11 protein-coding genes are annotated in these 16,388 nt (G+C 65.7%); 10 read left to right on the top strand and 1 reads right to left on the bottom strand.

Annotated features, from left to right (window positions below; translation table 11 throughout):
* Window positions 1-114: 114 nt before the first annotated feature.
* The 8 genes from HUX88_RS17755 to HUX88_RS17720 all read left to right on the top strand — a co-directional run bounded on the left by HUX88_RS17755 (window position 115) and on the right by HUX88_RS17720 (window position 13,811).
* The gene (locus tag HUX88_RS17755) at window positions 115-2,277 is read left to right on the top strand and encodes a methyl-accepting chemotaxis protein (RefSeq protein WP_217916364.1); all 2,163 of its coding nucleotides are present in this window, start codon (window positions 115-117) and stop codon (window positions 2,275-2,277) included.
* A 189-nt stretch (window positions 2,278-2,466) separates the two neighbouring features.
* On the top strand, window positions 2,467-2,709 hold the full coding sequence (locus HUX88_RS17750; RefSeq protein ID WP_199538823.1) for an MbtH family protein: 243 nt from the start codon (window positions 2,467-2,469) through the stop codon (window positions 2,707-2,709).
* Window positions 2,702-6,583 (top strand): non-ribosomal peptide synthetase, encoded by a 3,882-nt coding sequence (locus tag HUX88_RS17745; protein WP_176362632.1) that lies wholly within the window; start codon window positions 2,702-2,704, stop codon window positions 6,581-6,583. The genes HUX88_RS17750 and HUX88_RS17745 overlap by 8 nt, the downstream gene beginning before the upstream one ends.
* A 17-nt stretch (window positions 6,584-6,600) precedes the next feature.
* Window positions 6,601-8,724 carry a TonB-dependent siderophore receptor gene (locus tag HUX88_RS17740; RefSeq protein WP_176362631.1) on the top strand — a complete coding sequence of 708 codons (2,124 nt, stop codon included), beginning with the start codon at window positions 6,601-6,603 and terminating at the stop codon, window positions 8,722-8,724.
* 46 nt (window positions 8,725-8,770) lie between these two features.
* Window positions 8,771-9,814 carry a GNAT family N-acetyltransferase gene (locus HUX88_RS17735; protein WP_217916363.1) on the top strand — a complete coding sequence of 348 codons (1,044 nt, stop codon included), beginning with the start codon at window positions 8,771-8,773 and terminating at the stop codon, window positions 9,812-9,814.
* Between the two features lie 9 nt (window positions 9,815-9,823).
* Entirely contained in the window at window positions 9,824-11,155 is a 1,332-nt protein-coding gene (locus tag HUX88_RS17730) for a lysine N(6)-hydroxylase/L-ornithine N(5)-oxygenase family protein (protein WP_176362630.1), read from the top strand.
* On the top strand, window positions 11,152-12,543 hold the full coding sequence (locus HUX88_RS17725) for an MATE family efflux transporter (RefSeq protein ID WP_176362629.1): 1,392 nt from the start codon (window positions 11,152-11,154) through the stop codon (window positions 12,541-12,543). Before HUX88_RS17730 ends, HUX88_RS17725 begins: the two co-directional genes overlap by 4 nt.
* Window positions 12,543-13,811, top strand: a complete 1,269-nt coding sequence (locus HUX88_RS17720) for a PepSY domain-containing protein (RefSeq protein WP_176362628.1) — start codon at window positions 12,543-12,545, stop codon at window positions 13,809-13,811. Before HUX88_RS17725 ends, HUX88_RS17720 begins: the two co-directional genes overlap by 1 nt.
* 31 nt (window positions 13,812-13,842) lie before the next feature.
* Here the strand turns inward: HUX88_RS17720 and HUX88_RS17715 are convergent, their stop codons facing one another.
* Window positions 13,843-14,625, bottom strand: a complete 783-nt coding sequence (locus HUX88_RS17715) for a helix-turn-helix domain-containing protein (RefSeq protein WP_176362627.1) — start codon at window positions 14,623-14,625, stop codon at window positions 13,843-13,845.
* Window positions 14,626-14,718: 93 nt separating this feature from the next.
* Here HUX88_RS17715 and HUX88_RS17710 point away from each other — a divergent pair, with 93 nt between their 5' ends.
* Both HUX88_RS17710 and HUX88_RS17705 read left to right on the top strand, forming a co-directional pair.
* Window positions 14,719-15,870 carry an NAD(P)/FAD-dependent oxidoreductase gene (locus HUX88_RS17710; RefSeq protein WP_176362739.1) on the top strand — a complete coding sequence of 384 codons (1,152 nt, stop codon included), beginning with the start codon at window positions 14,719-14,721 and terminating at the stop codon, window positions 15,868-15,870.
* 106 nt (window positions 15,871-15,976) lie between these two features.
* Window positions 15,977-16,360 (top strand): translational machinery protein, encoded by a 384-nt coding sequence (locus tag HUX88_RS17705; RefSeq protein ID WP_117015119.1) that lies wholly within the window; start codon window positions 15,977-15,979, stop codon window positions 16,358-16,360.
* The last annotated feature ends 28 nt before the right edge of the window (window positions 16,361-16,388 follow it).

Raw genomic sequence — 16,388 nt, 5'->3', positions numbered from 1 at the left:
GTAAATCTGCCGGGAAAGATATCAAATGCAAGTCGATTGGAGGTAGTATCAGCTTCGGAACTATTGATGCGCTGCAAATAAAAATAGTTGATCACCATCGATCGGGAGGCAGAAATGTTATCCAATTTGAAAGTTGGTATTCGCTTGGGACTGGCGTTCTTTCTTCTGACCCTGCTGTCCGTCGCACTAGGCTGGATCGCCGTCCATGAAACCTCTGCCATGAACGAGCAGTGGAGGACCATCAAGGACGATGCGCTGGCCAAGCGCAGCGCGATCAACAATGGTTCCAACGCCCTGGGCGCCGGTATCCACCACTTCAAGAACTACATCCTGCGCGGCGGCGACTACGACAAGAAATTCGAAGCCGACATGGTTGATGTCGACCACACGCTGCGCGACTACAAGGCCACCGGTTTCGTCACGCCGGACGAGGAAAAACTCCTGGGCCAGCTGAGCGAAGGCGCGGCCGCCTACCGCAAAGACATGGCCACCCTGGTCGCCCTGCGCGCCAAGACCGACAATCCGAACGAGCTCGACAAGGCAGTGGCCGGCGCCGACAAGCCGATCAACGCCGCGCTCGCCAGCCTGCGCGAGAAGACCGAGGCCACCCTCAAGCATTCCGACCAGGTGATGAGCGAGGTCAGCGCCGCCGCCCAGGTCAAGGTGCTCGAGACGCTGGCGGTGATCGTGGTGCTGACCATCGCGGCCGGCATCTACATCACGCTGAGCATCACGCGGCCGATCGGCCAGGCGGTGGCGGCGGCCGAAACGCTGGCGCGCGGCGATTTGAACCTGAACATCGAAGTCAAATCGACCGACGAGACCGGCCAGCTGCTGTCGGCGATGAAGCACATGATCATGAAGCTGCGCGAGATGATCGACAGCCAGCGCGGCATGGTGGAGTCCGCAAATCGCGGCAATTTCTCCATGCGTATCGGCACCACGGAACTGCAAGGCTTCCAGAAGGACATGGCGGACGGCCTGAACATGCTGATGCAAACCACCGGCGCCAGCATCGACGATGTGGTGCGGGTGATGGGCGCGATGTCCGAGGGCGACCTGTCGAAGAGCATCGACAAGCCCTACGAGGGGGCGTTCGGCGAGCTGAAGGACTACGTCAACCACATGACCGCCAAGCTGAAGCAAGTGATCGAAGGCCAGCGTCGCGTGGTCGAAGCCGCCAATGCGGGCGATTTCAGCAACCGCATCGACGTGGCCGGGCTGCAGGGCTATCAGAGGGAGATGGGCGAAGGCTTGAACAACCTCGTCACCACAACCGGCGCCAGCATCGACGACGTGGTGCGGGTGATGGGCGCGATGTCCGAGGGCGACCTGCGCGTCAGCATCGACAAGAACTACGCCGGCTCGTTTGGCGAGCTCAAGGAGTTCTGCAACAACACGGTCTACAAGCTGGCGCAGGTGGTGACCGAGGTCAACGGTAGTGCCGAGGCCTTGGCCAGCGCCTCCGAGGAAATCAGCGCGACGGCGCAGACCTTGTCGCAGGCCGCCAGCGAACAGGCCGCCGGCACCGAGCAAACCAGCGCCTCGATCGAGCAGATGACGGCGTCGATCTCGGCCAATACCGAGAACGCCAAGATCACCGACGGCATGGCCAGCCAGGCGGCCAAGGAGGCGGTCGAAGGCGGCGACGCGGTGCGCGCCACGGTGGCGGCGATGCAGCAGATCGCCAAGAAGATCCAGATCATCGACGACATCGCCTACCAGACCAATCTGCTGGCGCTGAACGCGGCCATCGAGGCGGCGCGCGCGGGCGACCATGGCAAGGGCTTCGCGGTGGTCGCGGCCGAGGTGCGCAAGCTGGCCGAGCGCAGCCAGCTGGCCGCGCAGGAAATCGAGCATGTGGCCACCAGCAGCGTCGACCTGGCGGAGAAGGCCGGCCGCCTGCTCGACCAGATGGTGCCGAATATCCGCAGGACGTCGGATCTGGTGCAGGAGATCACCGCCGCGTCGGAAGAGCAGTCGGCGGGCGTTGGACAGATCAACAGTGCGGTGGGCCAACTGAGCCAGACCACGCAGCAGAACGCGTCCAGTTCGGAAGAGCTGGCCGCCACCGCCGAGGAGATGAGCGGCCAGGCCGAACAGCTGCAATCGGCGATGTCCTTCTTCAAGCTCGAAACCAGTGGACGGCCGACTCCCGCGGCGAAGCGCCAACCGGTCGCGCCGCGCGAGAGCCGGCGCCATGGCGGCGCCCAAGGGTTCAACCCGATGAGCAGCGCGGTGCACGAGATCGACGAAAGCCGCTTCACCAAGTTCTGATTGTCCCTTGTGCCGCGTCGACGCCGCCCGACCGGCGCCACGTGGCACAGCTATTTTTGGACCGTTCGAGTCCGTATTCCCCTTCTTCCAGCAGTGCCATACCAGAATACAATTGCAAATCTAAATGATAGTCATTATCATTCGCGTTGATTTGTTTATTGTTAATTTTGTCTGCTTGACACCAGGGGAATGCTGGCGTCCGGCGGATCGGGAGCGGGCATGGGGCAGGAGCGGTTTTACGAAGTGGTGGTCAACGCGGAGGGGCAATATTCGGTATGGCCTGCGCAGTGGGCCGTGCCTGGTGGATGGCGGACGGCGGGATTCCGTGCCAACCGCGAGCAGTGCCTGAGGCATATCGACAGCGTCTGGCTGGATCAGCGCGAGTACAATCTGCGGGTGGCGCTGTCCGGCAAGGAGCCTCGCCATGGGTGACAAGCTGCCGCAGGACGCGGCCGTCGAACTGGTATCGCCGGCCCAGCGCAGCCTGTGGTTCCTGAGCCAGTTGAGCCAGACCACGCAGCGCCTGCACATACGTATCGAACTGCGCTGGCCGAAGTCGCCGGACCGGGCGTCGATCGCGCATGGCCTGAGCGTTTTGCAGGCGCGCCACGCGATTCTGCGGACCACTTTTCACCGCCTGGCGTGGGGGGATATCGAGCAGCGGCCGGGCGGCGCGGCGCCGTTGCTGCTGGAGCGTGAAGGGAGTTACGCCGGTTGGTGCCAGCGCCAGGAGTTCGACCTGGAGAGCCAGCCCGGCCTGAAGGCATGGCTGGACGGTTCGACGCTGACGCTGGCGGTGCATCGCATGCTGGTCGATGCGGCTTCCGCTGAGATACTCGTCGATGAGCTCCTGCGCTGCATCGCAGGCGATGCCTTGCCGCCGCTCGCGCCGCGAGGATTTCATCAGCACACCAGGCGGCAGCTGGAGCGCTTGAGCAGCGGCGCAATGGCCGCCGACTACGACTATTGGCTGTCCCGGTTGGCCGATGGTTCGGCGCCGCTGGTCCTGCCGCTGGACCGCCCGCGCACGGCGGCTCGTACCTGCGCCGATGCGCAAGTCGGGGTTGAACTGGACGCGCCGCTGTCCGCCGCATTGGCCGCCTTCTGCGTGGCGAATGGCGCGCAGCCGGCGCAGGTCCTGCGGACGGCGTTCGCCGTCCTGCTGTATCGCCACACCATGCAAACTTGCGTACGCATGGCGACCTTCGACGAGGGCCGCCCGGTGGACATGAATGGCGTTGTCGGTCCATTCGAGAACATCCTCGTCTCCAATCTCACGGTGGACGGTGGCGTGAGCTTCGCGGCCTTGCTCGATGCGATACGAACGGAAGATGCAGCCAATCTGGCGCACGCCGCGCTGCCGTTCGATAAGCTGCTGGAGCGGCTCAATGCGGACGGCTTCCAAAAGCACGAACTGCCGTTCCAAGTTGGCTTCGCGTTGCGCCGTCAGCGCCGCCAGGCCGGCGAAGTCTCTGTCCGCATGGATGAGGACCAGGCGCTGCGCGTCGACCTGCTGCTGCGGGTGACCGAGCGCGCCGGCGGCCGTCATGTGCTGTCGCTGGCGTATGCTGCCGAGCTTTTCGATGCGTCGACCGCCGAGGCTTTGCTGGAGCGGCTACTGTCGTTGCTGGCGCAGGCGCTGTCCGCGCCACAGGCCAGGATCGATCAGCTTCGGTTGGTGGATGCGCAGGCGCTGGCCCGGTTGAGCGCTCCGTGGCCGGCGGCCATGTACGCGCCCGTCCCGGTGCATCAGCTGATGGAACAGCAGTTGCCGTTGCACGGGCGGGATGAGGCGCTGGTGTGCCGCAGCGATACGCTCAGCCACGCGGCCATGCACGCGGCGGCCAACCGTCTGGCGCATTACCTGATCTCGATCGGTGTTGGGGCGGAGACCCGTGTCGGTGTGGCGCTGGAGCGCGGCGTCGACATGATCGTCACCTTGCTGGCCGTGTTCAAGGCCGGCGGCGCGCTGGTGCCCATCGACCCGGCCTATCCGCAGGAGCGCATTGAGTACATCCTCGGCGATGCCGATGTGTTTTGCCTGTTGACTCAACGCGCGTTGCAGGATCGCTTGCCGGTGCCCGCAATCGCCGTCGATACGCTCGACCTGTCGCGGCACTCCGAGACTGCGCCGGATCTTCATGTTTCGCCGATGCAGATGGCGTACATCATCTACACCTCCGGTTCGACCGGGAGGCCGAAAGGCGTGGCGGTCGCGCACGGGCCATTGTCGCTGCATTGCCAGGCCACGGCGGAACTGTACGAAATGAACGCCGCATCGCGCGAGCTGCACTTCCTGTCGATCAGCTTCGACGGCGCGCACGAGCGATGGATCGTGCCGTTGATCGTGGGCGGCTGCGTCGTGCTGCGTGGCGACGCGCTTTGGAGCGCGGCCGAAACCCACGCGGCCATGCGCCAACACCGCGTCAACAACGCCGGCTTCCCGACCAGCTACGTGCAGCAGCTGGCCGAATGGGCCGATGGCCGCAGCGATGCCGCGTCCCTGCGCCTGCTGTCGTTCGGCGGCGAGGGCATGCCGCGCGCCACATTCGAACAGCTCAAGCGCGCCCTGGCGCCGGAATGCCTGATCAACGGCTACGGCCCGACGGAGACGGTGATCTCGCCGTTGGCGTGGAAGACCACGGCCGGCGCCAGCTTTGAAGGCGCCTATGCGCCGATAGGCCGCGTAGTGGGCCCGCGGAGGGCGTATGTGCTCGATGCCGACCTCAATCCCGTGCCGCCCGGTGTGGCCGGAGAACTGCACATCGGCGGCGCATGCCTGGCGCGCGGCTACCACGGCCAGGCCGCCGCCACCGCCGACCGCTTCATTCCCGATCCGTTCGCGGTCGACGGCGGACGCATGTACCGTACCGGCGACCAGGTGCGCTGGCGCGCCGACGGCATCATCGAATACCTGGGCCGCCTCGATCAGCAGGTCAAGGTGCGCGGCTTCCGCATCGAACTGGGAGAGATCGAAGCGGCGCTTGGCAAGTTGCCTTCGGTGCGCGAAGCCGTGGTCGTGCTGCACCAGACGCCGCAGGGCGCCAAGCTCACAGGCTACGCGGTGGCCGATGCGGATAGCGCCATCGACGGCGCCGCGCTGCGCCATCAACTGGCGGCACAGCTGCCCGACTACATGGTGCCCTCCGCCATCGTCATGCTCGACAGCCTGCCGCTGACGCCGAACGGAAAAATCGACCGCAAGGCCTTGCCGCTGCCAACGCAGGAACGGCGCGAAGTGGTGGCGCCGTCGTCGGACATCGAACGCCAACTGGTGGCGATCTGGCAGGAGGTACTGCAGCTGCAGCGGATCGGCGCGACCGACAATTTCTTCGAACTGGGCGGCGATTCGCTCAGCGCGCTGCGCGTGCTGACGATGCTGGACAGGCTGCTCCCGGACCACGGCATGGGCATCGTCGACCTGTTTAACTACCCGGATATCGCCAGCCTGGCGCGCGCGCTCGGCAACCATGAACTGGCCGGCAGCGAAGTGGTGTGCCTCCAGCGCGGCGGCGGCAAGCCTATGCTGTACTGCTTCCCCGGCCTGCTGGTCAGCACCCTGGAATACACGGCCTTGGTGAACCATCTCGGCCCGGACCAGCCGGCGACCGGCTTTATCTGCCACTCGCTGTCCGGCGGCGATGGCGAGCCGCTGCCTGTATCCGCGTTGGCGGCGCGCTACGCCGACCATATCCGCAGCCAGAGCGCCGGCCAGCCGGTGATGCTGCTGGGCTGGTCGTGGGGCGGCATCCTGGCCTACGAGGCGGCGCGCATGCTGGGCGACAGCGTCGACGTGCGCTTCGTCGGCATGCTGGACGTCTGCGCGCTCGATGCGGAGTTCGCGGTCGGTGGCGAAAAGCCGCTGGAGCCGGCCCTGCGCCAACGCCTGCAAAACGATATCGACGCCTGGCTCTCCGCCAGCGCCATGCGCGAACGCTGGCTGCAACTGCTGGGCCGCATGGACGCCACCGTCTACACGCAGTTCCTGCATTACGTGAACAACAGCCCGGAAACGCTGCCGCTGGACGGCCCGGACATCGGCAGCCGTGAGCACATCTTCTGGACGCTGATGGAAAACGCGCTGGTCTTCCGCGACTACACGCTGGAGCCGCTCGACTGCCGCATCCACGCCTGGATCGCGGAGGACTCGCTGCTGCGCGGGATGAACGTGATCGACTGGCGCAAGCAATCGAGCCGCGTGGAGCGCGTCCACGCCATCCCCGGCAGCACGCACCTGAGCATCATCGCCGACCCGCGGTTCCACCAGAGCTTTGCGCAAAGCGTCAACGAATCATTCACACATTGAGAAGAAGGCTATACCCGATGCGACACCAGTTGAACAAGCAGGACCTGAAACCATTGGCTCGCGCCGTCGCCGGCACCATGCTGCTGATGGGCGGCTATCACATGAGCGCAGTCGCGAGCGACGCCGCGCCGTCCGAGACAACCCTGTCGACCGTGGTCGTGCAAGGCGAAGCCGATGGCGTCGCAAAACGCAGCAGCGTAGGCAGCAAGGGCGACACGCCCATCGTCGAAGTGCCGCAATCGATATCGGTGCTGAGCCGCGAGCGGCTGGATGCGCAAAAGGCGCCCGGCATTCCCCAGGCTTTGCGCTACACCGCAGGCATGCAGACGGAGAGCTACGGCGTGGACCCGCGCTTCGACCAGTACATGATACGCGGCTTCGAAGTCGGCTCGAACGGCATCTTCCGCGATGGCGTGAACCTGCCCACGCGCGGCTTCACCGGCTTTACGATGGAACCGTATGGACTCGAAAGCGTTGAAGTGCTGCGCGGGCCAAGCTCCGTCCTGTACGGCCAGGCCGAGGTGGGCGGCATGGTCAACGTTGTCAGCAAGCGCCCGACGGCATCGCGGTTGCGGGAGGTGGAAGTCAGCTACGGCGGTTTCGACCGCAAGCAGGTCGCCGCCGATATCGGCGGGCCGCTGGACGAGCAGGGCGTGTGGCTGTACCGCGCGACCATGCTGGCGCGGGAAGCCAAGGGTTCCGTCGACTACACCAAGGACAACCGGCAGTACTTCGCGCCGTCGCTGAGCTGGCACCCGGACGCCGACACGTCGCTGACACTGCTCGCCTATCTACAAAACGACAACGTGCCGCCGAACTTCTACCTGCCCGCGACCGGCACGCAGAAGCCCGGGCTGTTCGGCCGGATTCCGGTCAACCGCTTTGTCGGCGAGCCGGGGCTCGACCACTTCAAGACGGAACAGCGCAGCATAGGCTACGTGTTCGAGAAGCGCTTTTCGCCAGCGTGGAAGGTGCGCCAGAACCTGCGCTACGCCACCGAAAAGGTCGACTATCACAGCTTGTACATGACCGGCCTGCACGACGACGAACGCACCATCGACCGCGCCAACTTCTCGTCGCAGCAGAAGGCCCGCGTGTTCGCGGCCGACCAGAATGTGGAATGGAACAGCCGTTTCGGCGGCATCGACAACACCTTCGTGGCGGGCGTCGACTACAGCCGCGCCGTGCAGGAAGGCCAGAACTACCTAAGCGTGGCGCCAACGCTGGACGTGATCGCGCCGGTCTACGGGCAACCGATCGGCGCGGCCGACAAGTACGAGGACAAGCGCAGCACCCTGAGCCAAACCGGCGTCTACGCGCAGAACCAGATGAAATTCAACGGCCAGTATCTGCTGACGGCGGGCCTGCGCCGGGATCGCAGTCGCATCGACAACGACGACTACTTCAACGCCGCGCAAAACAGCCAGAAGGACAACGCGACCACCGGCCGCCTGGGCCTCACCTGGCTGGCGCCGCACGGCGTATCGCCCTACCTGAGTTACGCCACCTCGTTCCGTCCCGTGATGGGGCAGACCTTCGATGGCCGAAACTTCGAGCCGGAGAAGGGCAAGCAGGTGGAGCTTGGCGTCAAATGGGCGCCTGTCGACAGGCCGGCGTTGTTGACGGCCGCGTTGTTCGATCTGCGCAAGAGCAATGTGCTGACGGCCGACCCGGAGCACACAGGCGTCGGCGCCCAGATCCAGCGCGGCGAGGTGCGCGTGCGCGGCCTGGAACTGGAAGCCGAGGCAAAGCTGGGCCGCGACTGGAAGGTCAACGGTTCCCTGACGGGGCTCGATGCGAAGATCACCCGCAACAACGACGGCAACGAAGGCAAGCGTCCGTCGCTGGTGCCGCGTGTGAACGTGGCCGCGTGGGCGGAACGCACCATCGGCGAAGGCTGGCGCGCCGGCGCCGGCGTGCGCCGCATCGGCAAGACCTTCGGCGACGATGCCAACACGTTCGAAAACCCCGGCGTGACGCTGGCCGACGCGATGTTTGGCTACCGCCACGGCCACTGGGACTTTGCGCTCAACGTCAGCAACCTGACCGACAAGATCTACCTGGGTAACTGCTCGACGGACGGCACCTGCAACTATGCCGCCCGCCGCCAGGCCCAACTCACAGCCCGCTACGTGTGGTAACACGGTGCCAGCCATTCCTCCATATGATTCAGAAGAAGGATAACGCATGAACGACACCGTAAAAGCCGCGCCATTCCGCAGCGCGATCCTGTCCGGCCACGCGCTGGAGGCCACACTCACCGGCGCCGCGATGGCCGTCACCCTCAATGGGCAACCGGTGCTGGAATTGAACATCGATGCGGGCGGCGAGTGCTGGCTGGCCCGCAAACCGGGCGCGCCGCAGCCGCCGGCGCTGCTGCAACTGGCCTTGCTGGCGGCGCTGGAATCGATCAGCGCCAACCGCGCGGACTTGAATGCCCTGCGTCTGCATGCAGGCGAATGGCCCGAGATCAAGGCTGAATTGCTGCGCAGTGGCGTCGCGCGCGAGGCCGGGCCGTCGCTGACCGTGTCGCCTGCCATGCTTTGGCAACTACCGCAACCCTGGCTGCCGCAGGCGCCGGCCATCTACCCGCAGAACCATGTGCGCAGCGGCGAACGGTGGCATCCGCAGCGTCCCGCCAAGCCGCAGGGATATGTGTACGAGCGCTTCATACCCTGGCTGGACCGGAGCATCGCCTTCCGTGCCGCCAGCGTCGAGCAGGACCTGCACACCATGCACAAGTGGATGAACGACCCGCGCGTGGCGCAGTTCTTCCAGGAGGAGGGCGACCTCGATTACCAGCGCGCCTATCTGGGCGGCCGCCTGGCCGATCCGCACATGCTGCCGCTGATCGCGGAATTCGACCGCGTGCCGTTCGGTTACATGGAAGTGTATTGGGCACAGGAGAATCGTCTCGGTCCCTACTACGCCGCCGATGACTACGACCGTGGCTGGCACGTGCTGGTGGGCGAGGAGGCCTATTCCGGCGGACAGTTCATCAGCGCCTGGCTGCCATCGCTGATGCACTACATGTTCCTGGACGAGCCGCGCACGCAGCGCATCGTCGGCGAGCCTGCGGCCAGCCACCAGCGACAGGTGCGCAACCTGGAGCGCTCGGGTTTCGCCGCCATCAAGGACTTCGACTTCCCGCACAAGCGCGCGACGCTGGTGATGCTGACGCGCGAAAAATTCTTCAGCAACCGCTTGTGGCATCCAAGCCCGAAAGCATGAGGAGCGCACATGTACACTGAACCAAATACCTACGATATCGTTGGCGTGGGCTTCGGCCCGTCCAACCTGGCGCTGGCGATAGCGCTCGACGAGATCCTGCTGGAGCGCGGCCGCGAGCTGTCGCATTGCTTCATCGAGCGGCAGGCGCAGTTCACCTGGCACGGCGACATGCTCTTGCCCGGCACCGACATGCAGATATCCTTCCTGAAGGACCTGGTGTCCTTGCGCGATCCAACCAGCCCGTATTCGTTCGTGAACTACCTGCGGCAGCATAACCGGCTCGAAGCGTTTATCAACCAGAAGACCTTCTTCCCGAGCCGGATCGAGTTCAACGACTACCTGCGCTGGACCGCCGGGCATTTCGACGCCCATTGCCACTACGGCGAGAGCGTCACACGCGTGGCGCCGGAGTACAAGGGCCGCGACGTGGTCGCGTTGACCGTGCATTCCGCCGATGCGGCAGGCCGCGAGCGCCAGCGCCGCACCCGCAGCCTGGTGTTTGCGCCGGGCGGCAGGCCCTTCGTGCCGCCGTGCCTGGCGGAGCGTAACGATGCGCGCATCATTCACTCGTCGCGCTATCTGGGCGAGATCGAACGCAATCCGCTCGACGTCGGAGGGGAACATGCGTTCGCGGTGGTGGGCGGAGGCCAGAGCGCGGCGGAGATTTTCCTCGACCTGGTTGCGCGCTATCCGAATGCCAAGGTGGACCTGATCCTGCGCGGTTCGACGCTCAAGCCGTCGGAGGATGGGCCGTCGATCAACCACATCTTCGATCCGGATTACACCGATTTCTTCTTCGGGCAGCCGCAGAAAGTGCGGCTATCGCTGCTGGCCGAATTCCGCCATACGAATTACGCGGTGGTGGACGGCGACCTGATTGAACGCATCAGCGCCATGCTGTACGCCCAGCGCGTGGAAGGCACGGCGCGGGTGAGGATGCTCAGTTCCTGCGCCATCGAGCAGGTACAGTGCGACGAACATGGCGTGACACTGAACCTGGCGCAGGCCGGCGCCGCGCAGCCGCTCCAGCAGCGCTACCAGCGCGTGATCAGCGCAACGGGCTATCTGCGCGACACCAGCCGTTCGCTGCTGGCCGAACTTGAGCATGAGCTGGATGGCTTCAGCATCGGCCGGCACTACCAGCTGGCCACGCCCGCACACGTGCAGGCGCCGATCTTCGTCCAGGGTTCGTCCGAGACCACGCACGGGCTGGCGGATACGCTGCTGTCGGTGCTGGCGATACGCTCGCATGAAATCGCGCTGTCGCTGGTGAACAAGCTGGCGCCCAAGCCGCAGCGGCCTGTCCACGCCAATAGCGTGGTGGCGGAGGAAGTTGAATGAGCTTCGTCAGCGCCGCCTTGCCGGACATGGATTCCCCGCACCTCAAGCGCCTGCTGTTCACGTTGGCGCTGCCGGCGGTGATCGGCCTGTCGGCGAACGCGATGCACCAACTGGCGAACGCCTTCTTCGTCAGCCAGCTGGGCGTCCACGCCATCGCCGCGGTCAGCATCTGCTTCCCGTTGCTGATCGTGTTCGGCGCGATCGGCGAAGGCGCGGGCGTGGGCGTGGCCAGCTGCGTGGCGCGCATGCTGGGTGCGGGCGATGGGCAGCAGGCCAACCGCACCGCCAGCACCGTGATGGTGTTGCTGGCCGCCGCCGGTTGCGCGCTTGCGGCGGTGCTGATTCCGCTGCTGCCGGTGCTGCTGGCGGCGATGGGCACCACGGTCGACGCCATGCCGGCATCGACCGTCTACGCCACCATCTTCTGCTACAGCGCGCCGCTGATACTGCTGCAGATGCTGTGCGACTTCATCGCCATCTCGGAAGGCAATACGCGCTTCAGCATGTGGACCTTGATCGGCTCTTTCGCGCTGAACGTGATCCTCGATCCCATCCTGATCTTCCACTTCGAGATGGGCGTGGCCGGTGCCGCGTGGGCGACGCTGCTCTCGGCCGCGGCGGCGTTGCTGGCCTACGCGGTCTACTTCCGCCAGCGGATAGGCAAGATCCACGTCGCGCTACGCCACGTGAAGATCGACTGGCGGGGCTTGTGGCAAGTGGTGTCGGTGGGCGTGCCGGCCGCCATGTCGACCGGGTTGGCGGCGGTGGCCTTTGCGCTGGTCTACCGGAACGCCGCCGCCTACGGCGACACGGCCGTGGCGGCGGTGGCCATCGGCCTGCGCATATTGACCGGCGGTAGCCTGCCGCTGGTGGGCTTCTGCCTTGGCGCGCAGGCCTTGCTGGGCTTTAGCTGGGGCGGCGGAAACCACGTCCGCTTCCTGCAGGCGACGCGGCTGATGCTCGCCATCTGCAGCGCCTTCGCTATCGTCTATTCGGCGTTGGCGATTGCGTTCGCGCCGTGGATCGTCGCGTGGTTCACCGACGACCCGGCCGTGCGGCAGTTGGCGGTGACGGCATGCCGCGTGTTCCACCTGGGCTTTTGCCTGTTTGGCTTTCACATGGTCGCGGTGGTGGCGCTGCAGGCGGCCGAGCGTAGCCGCAAGGCCGCCTGGCTGGTACTGGCGCCGCACGGATATCTCCTGATACCGCTGTTGTTCGTGCTGCCGCCGATCTGGGGGCTTGATGGGCTGATCGCCAGCATGGCGATAGCGGCCAGCCTGAGCGCCGCGCTGGGCGCGACCATGCTGCTCGGCGAAATGGGCGCGTTGCGCCGCATCGCCAGGCAGGAGAGCCCTCCATTGATTGATCCTTTACAGGTTGTGAACTAATGCGTCGAATCGCTACATTGCTGCATCGCTGGGCCGGACTGACGATCGCCGGATTCCTTTTCATCAGCGGCATCACCGGCGCCGTGATCTCCTGGGACCACGAGCTGGATGAACTGCTTAACCCGCACCTGACCGATGCCGCAGGTGTCGGTCCCGCGCAGCCCGCGCTGCAACTGGCGCGCGCGGTGGAGGCGCGCCATCCGCAAATGCAGGTGCTGTCGGTGCCGTTGGCGGCGGAGCCGGGCCACTCGCTGGCCTTCTACGTGGAGCCGCGCGTGAACCCGGCCACCGGCGGGCTGTATCCGGCGCCGTACAACCAGGTGTTCGTCGATCCCGTCACCGGTGCGGAGCTGGGTGTGCGCAAATGGGGCGCGGCGTGGCCGATCACGCGCGAGACCTTCGTGTCCTTCCTGTACCAGCTGCACTACACGCTGCATATTCCGCAGATGTGGGGCATCGACCGTTGGGGCCTGTGGCTGATGGGCGGCATCGCGATGATCTGGACGGTGGACAGCTTTGTCGGCTTCTACCTCACGCTGCCGGTGCGGCGGCGCGCGGTGGTGGCGGTTGGCCCGCAGTCCAGGAGCTGGGGGCAGCGCTGGCGGCCGGCGTGGTTGATCCGCTTTGGCGCCGGCGGCACCAAGCTCAATTTCGATCTGCACCGCGCGCTCAGTTTGTGGACCTGGCTGCTGCTGATCACCATCGCTTTCACGGCGTTCTCCTTGAACCTGTACCGGGAGGTGTTCTTTCCGGTGATGTCGCTGGTGTCCGACGTGACGCCGTCGCCCTTCGATGCGCGTACGCCGACCGCGCCGGAAAAATCGCCGGCGCCCGCGCTGACCTACGCCGACGTGCTGGCGAAGGCGGGGCCGGAGGCGGTGCGGCGCGGTTGGCGCGAACCGGCCGGCAGTGTGTCGTATGCGCGCGAGTACGGGATTTACTCGGTGGCCTTCTTCCAGCCGGAGGACGAGCATGGCGCCGGCGGCGTGGGCCCCCGGCAGCTCTACTACGACAGCCGCAGCGGTGCGCTGCTGGGCGAGCGTCAACCGTGGAAGGGCACGGCGGCCGATATCTTCGTGCAGGCCCAGTTCCCGCTGCATTCGGGCCGCATACTCGGCATACCGGGTCGCGTGCTGATTTCGGTGATGGGGCTGGTCGTGGCGACGCTGTCCGTGACCGGTGTGCTGGTGTGGTGGCGCAAGCGCAGCGCGCGCGTCACCGTGGCGGCCAGGATCACGGCGCAGCAGGCGGAAGCCGTTCGCCGTTGAGTATCCGCCGCTCCCGGTGCGGCGCTGGCGCTCAGTTCCGGAAGTAGCGCGCCGGCGATGCGCCGAAGTGGCGCTTGAACATGGCGATGAAATTGCTGGTCGTGGCGTAGCCTAGTGCGTCGGACACGGCGTTCACCGATTCGCCTTGCGCCAGGCGCTCCAGCGCGATCGACAGCAGGAATTGCTGGCGCCATTGGCCGAAGCTGCATCCGGTCTCGCTGCGGAACAGGCGACTCATGCTGCGCGGGGACAGGCCCGCCCATGCCGCCCATTCGGCCAGGCCGCGGCCGTCCGCCGGCGTCGCGGCCAATGCCGCCGTGATGCGCAGCAGGCGCCGGTCCTGCGGCATCGGCAGGTGCAGGGCCGCTTGCGGCTGCTGCTGCAATTCGTCCAGCAGCACCGACAGGATGCGCTTTTGCGGCGGTGTCAGCGCCGTTTGTTCCGCCCAAGTGGCGGCTTGCCGCACCAGCGCGCGCATGATCTCGGTCACGCCGATGACGGTCGGCTGCGGCGGCAAGTGCTTGCTGGCGGCGGGCGTGAGCAGCACGGTCCAGCCGCTCATCGCGCCGCTGACGCTGACCTTGTGCAGCTCGCCCGGCGGCAGCCAGCCCGCGCGTTGCGGCGGCAGCAGCCATGAGCCGGAGGCGGTTCGTACGTGCACCAAGCCACTCTCCACGCAAAAGACCTGGCCGCGCCGGTGGCGATGCCAGTCGTATTCCCGCGTGCCGAGCTGGAACTCGCGCTCCGGGCCGGCGTCGCCCCACAGCACGATCAGGTCCGGACCGTCGAGGCGTTCGCTGTGATTTTTCGGCATGGCTCAAATTCGTTATTTTTAGACTAAACAACGTTATCACTGCAAGCGTGAATTGTCCAATACTGAGGCTCTTCGTCATCAGAAAGGGAAATCATGCAAGAGTTTCAGGTCGCCATTATCGGCGCGGGCCTTGGAGGCTTGTGCCTGGCGCAGGGATTGAAAAAGCACGGCGTCGCCTTCGCCGTGTTCGAGCGCGACGCGGCGCTCGACAGCCGCTCGCAAGGCTATCGCATCCGCATCAACGGCGACGGCCAGGCGGCCTTGGGGCGCTGCCTGCCGCCGGAGCTGTTCGCCTTGTTCGAGGCAAGCTGCGGGGCGGAGCTCAATCCGCCCCAGGCGCTGGACGTGCAGTTGAACGGCGTGGCACGCTGGAACGATGCCTGGCGCTCCGAGGAGCCGGGACCGGCCGATCTCAAGGCCAATCGCCACACGCTGCGCGAGGTGCTGATGTGCGGGATCGCCGAGCACGTCCACTTCAACAAGGAGCTGCGCGGTGTGGTCCGGCATGGCGGCGATGGCGTGTCGTTCGACTTCGCCGACGGTTCGGCCTATCGGGCCGACTTGCTGGTCGGCGCGGATGGCAGCAATTCCCGCGTCGCCGCGCAGTGCTTTCCGGCGATGCGCGGCCTGGATGCCGACGTGGTCTGCATCTACGGGAAGGCCGATGGCGCCAGCCTGTCGATCGCCGATGCGCTGCGCGGCGGCACTTCGGTGATCTTCGACAGCCAGCTGGCCATGGTCATCGATCCCATGCGGTTCCCGCCGGCCGGGAGCGGCGGCCTCAGCCCGGTGGAGGACTACCTCTACTGGGCCTTGATCGGCCGCCGGCAGCGGCTGGGCGTCTCCGCCGGGATGATGTCGCGCGAGGCCGATGCGCGGCGCCGCATCGCCGATCTCAGCGCTGGCTGGGCGCCGGGATTGCGCGCCGTGTTTGCCGCCACGCCGCCGGGAATGCTCACCATGCTGCCGGTGCGGCAGTCGCCGCCGCCGCAAGCCTGGCCCCAGGGCAGGGTGACGGCGCTGGGCGATGCGGTGCACACGATGAGCCCGGCCAGCGGCCTGGGATGCAATACGGCCTTCCTGGATGCCGCTTTGCTGGCGACGCAGCTGGCTGGCGCGGCGGGCGGCGCGGCAACGCTGGACCAGGCCGTCGCCACCTACGAGGCGGGGATGCGCGAACAGGCCGCCGCCGCGCTGCGGGCGTCGGTACGCGGCGCCGGGCAGCTGTACGGGGGCGACATATGAGGATTTTGATTTGCATCAAGGATTTTGCTGCTTCAGATCAATAGACTGAATCTCGTCGCTGAACGACTTTTCGTTCAGCATCCCATTCACTCTACCGGAGCATCAAATGTCATTCAATCATGTCGTAGCGTGGATAGACCACGTGCAAGCGCACGTCATTCATTTCAATGCAGAGGCCGCCGACCACGAGGTCATCAAGACTGTGTCGACGCATCCGCATCTGCACACTAAATCGGGCGCCGTCGGTTCCGGCCGCACGGCTGAAAGCAAACATTATTTCGACGATGTCGCCCATGCGTTGAGCGATGCCACCGAGGTGCTGATTGTCGGCCCGGCGCAGGAAAAGCTGGAGCTGATGAAGTATCTGATCACCCATCATCCCGCCGTGGCCAAGTGTGTGATGGCGGTGGAGAGCTCCGATCATCCGAGCGACGGCCAGCTGCTGAAGTATGCGCGCAAGTATTTTCTGAAGGCCGACATGCTGCGTTGAGGAAGGCGGGGCGCTGCGGCGCCCCATG

This window comes from Duganella sp. BJB1802, from assembly GCF_013369445.1.
GTDB classification, from domain to species: domain Bacteria; phylum Pseudomonadota; class Gammaproteobacteria; order Burkholderiales; family Burkholderiaceae_D; genus Rugamonas; species Rugamonas vulcania_A.
This window is presented reverse-complemented; position numbering and strand designations above follow the sequence as displayed.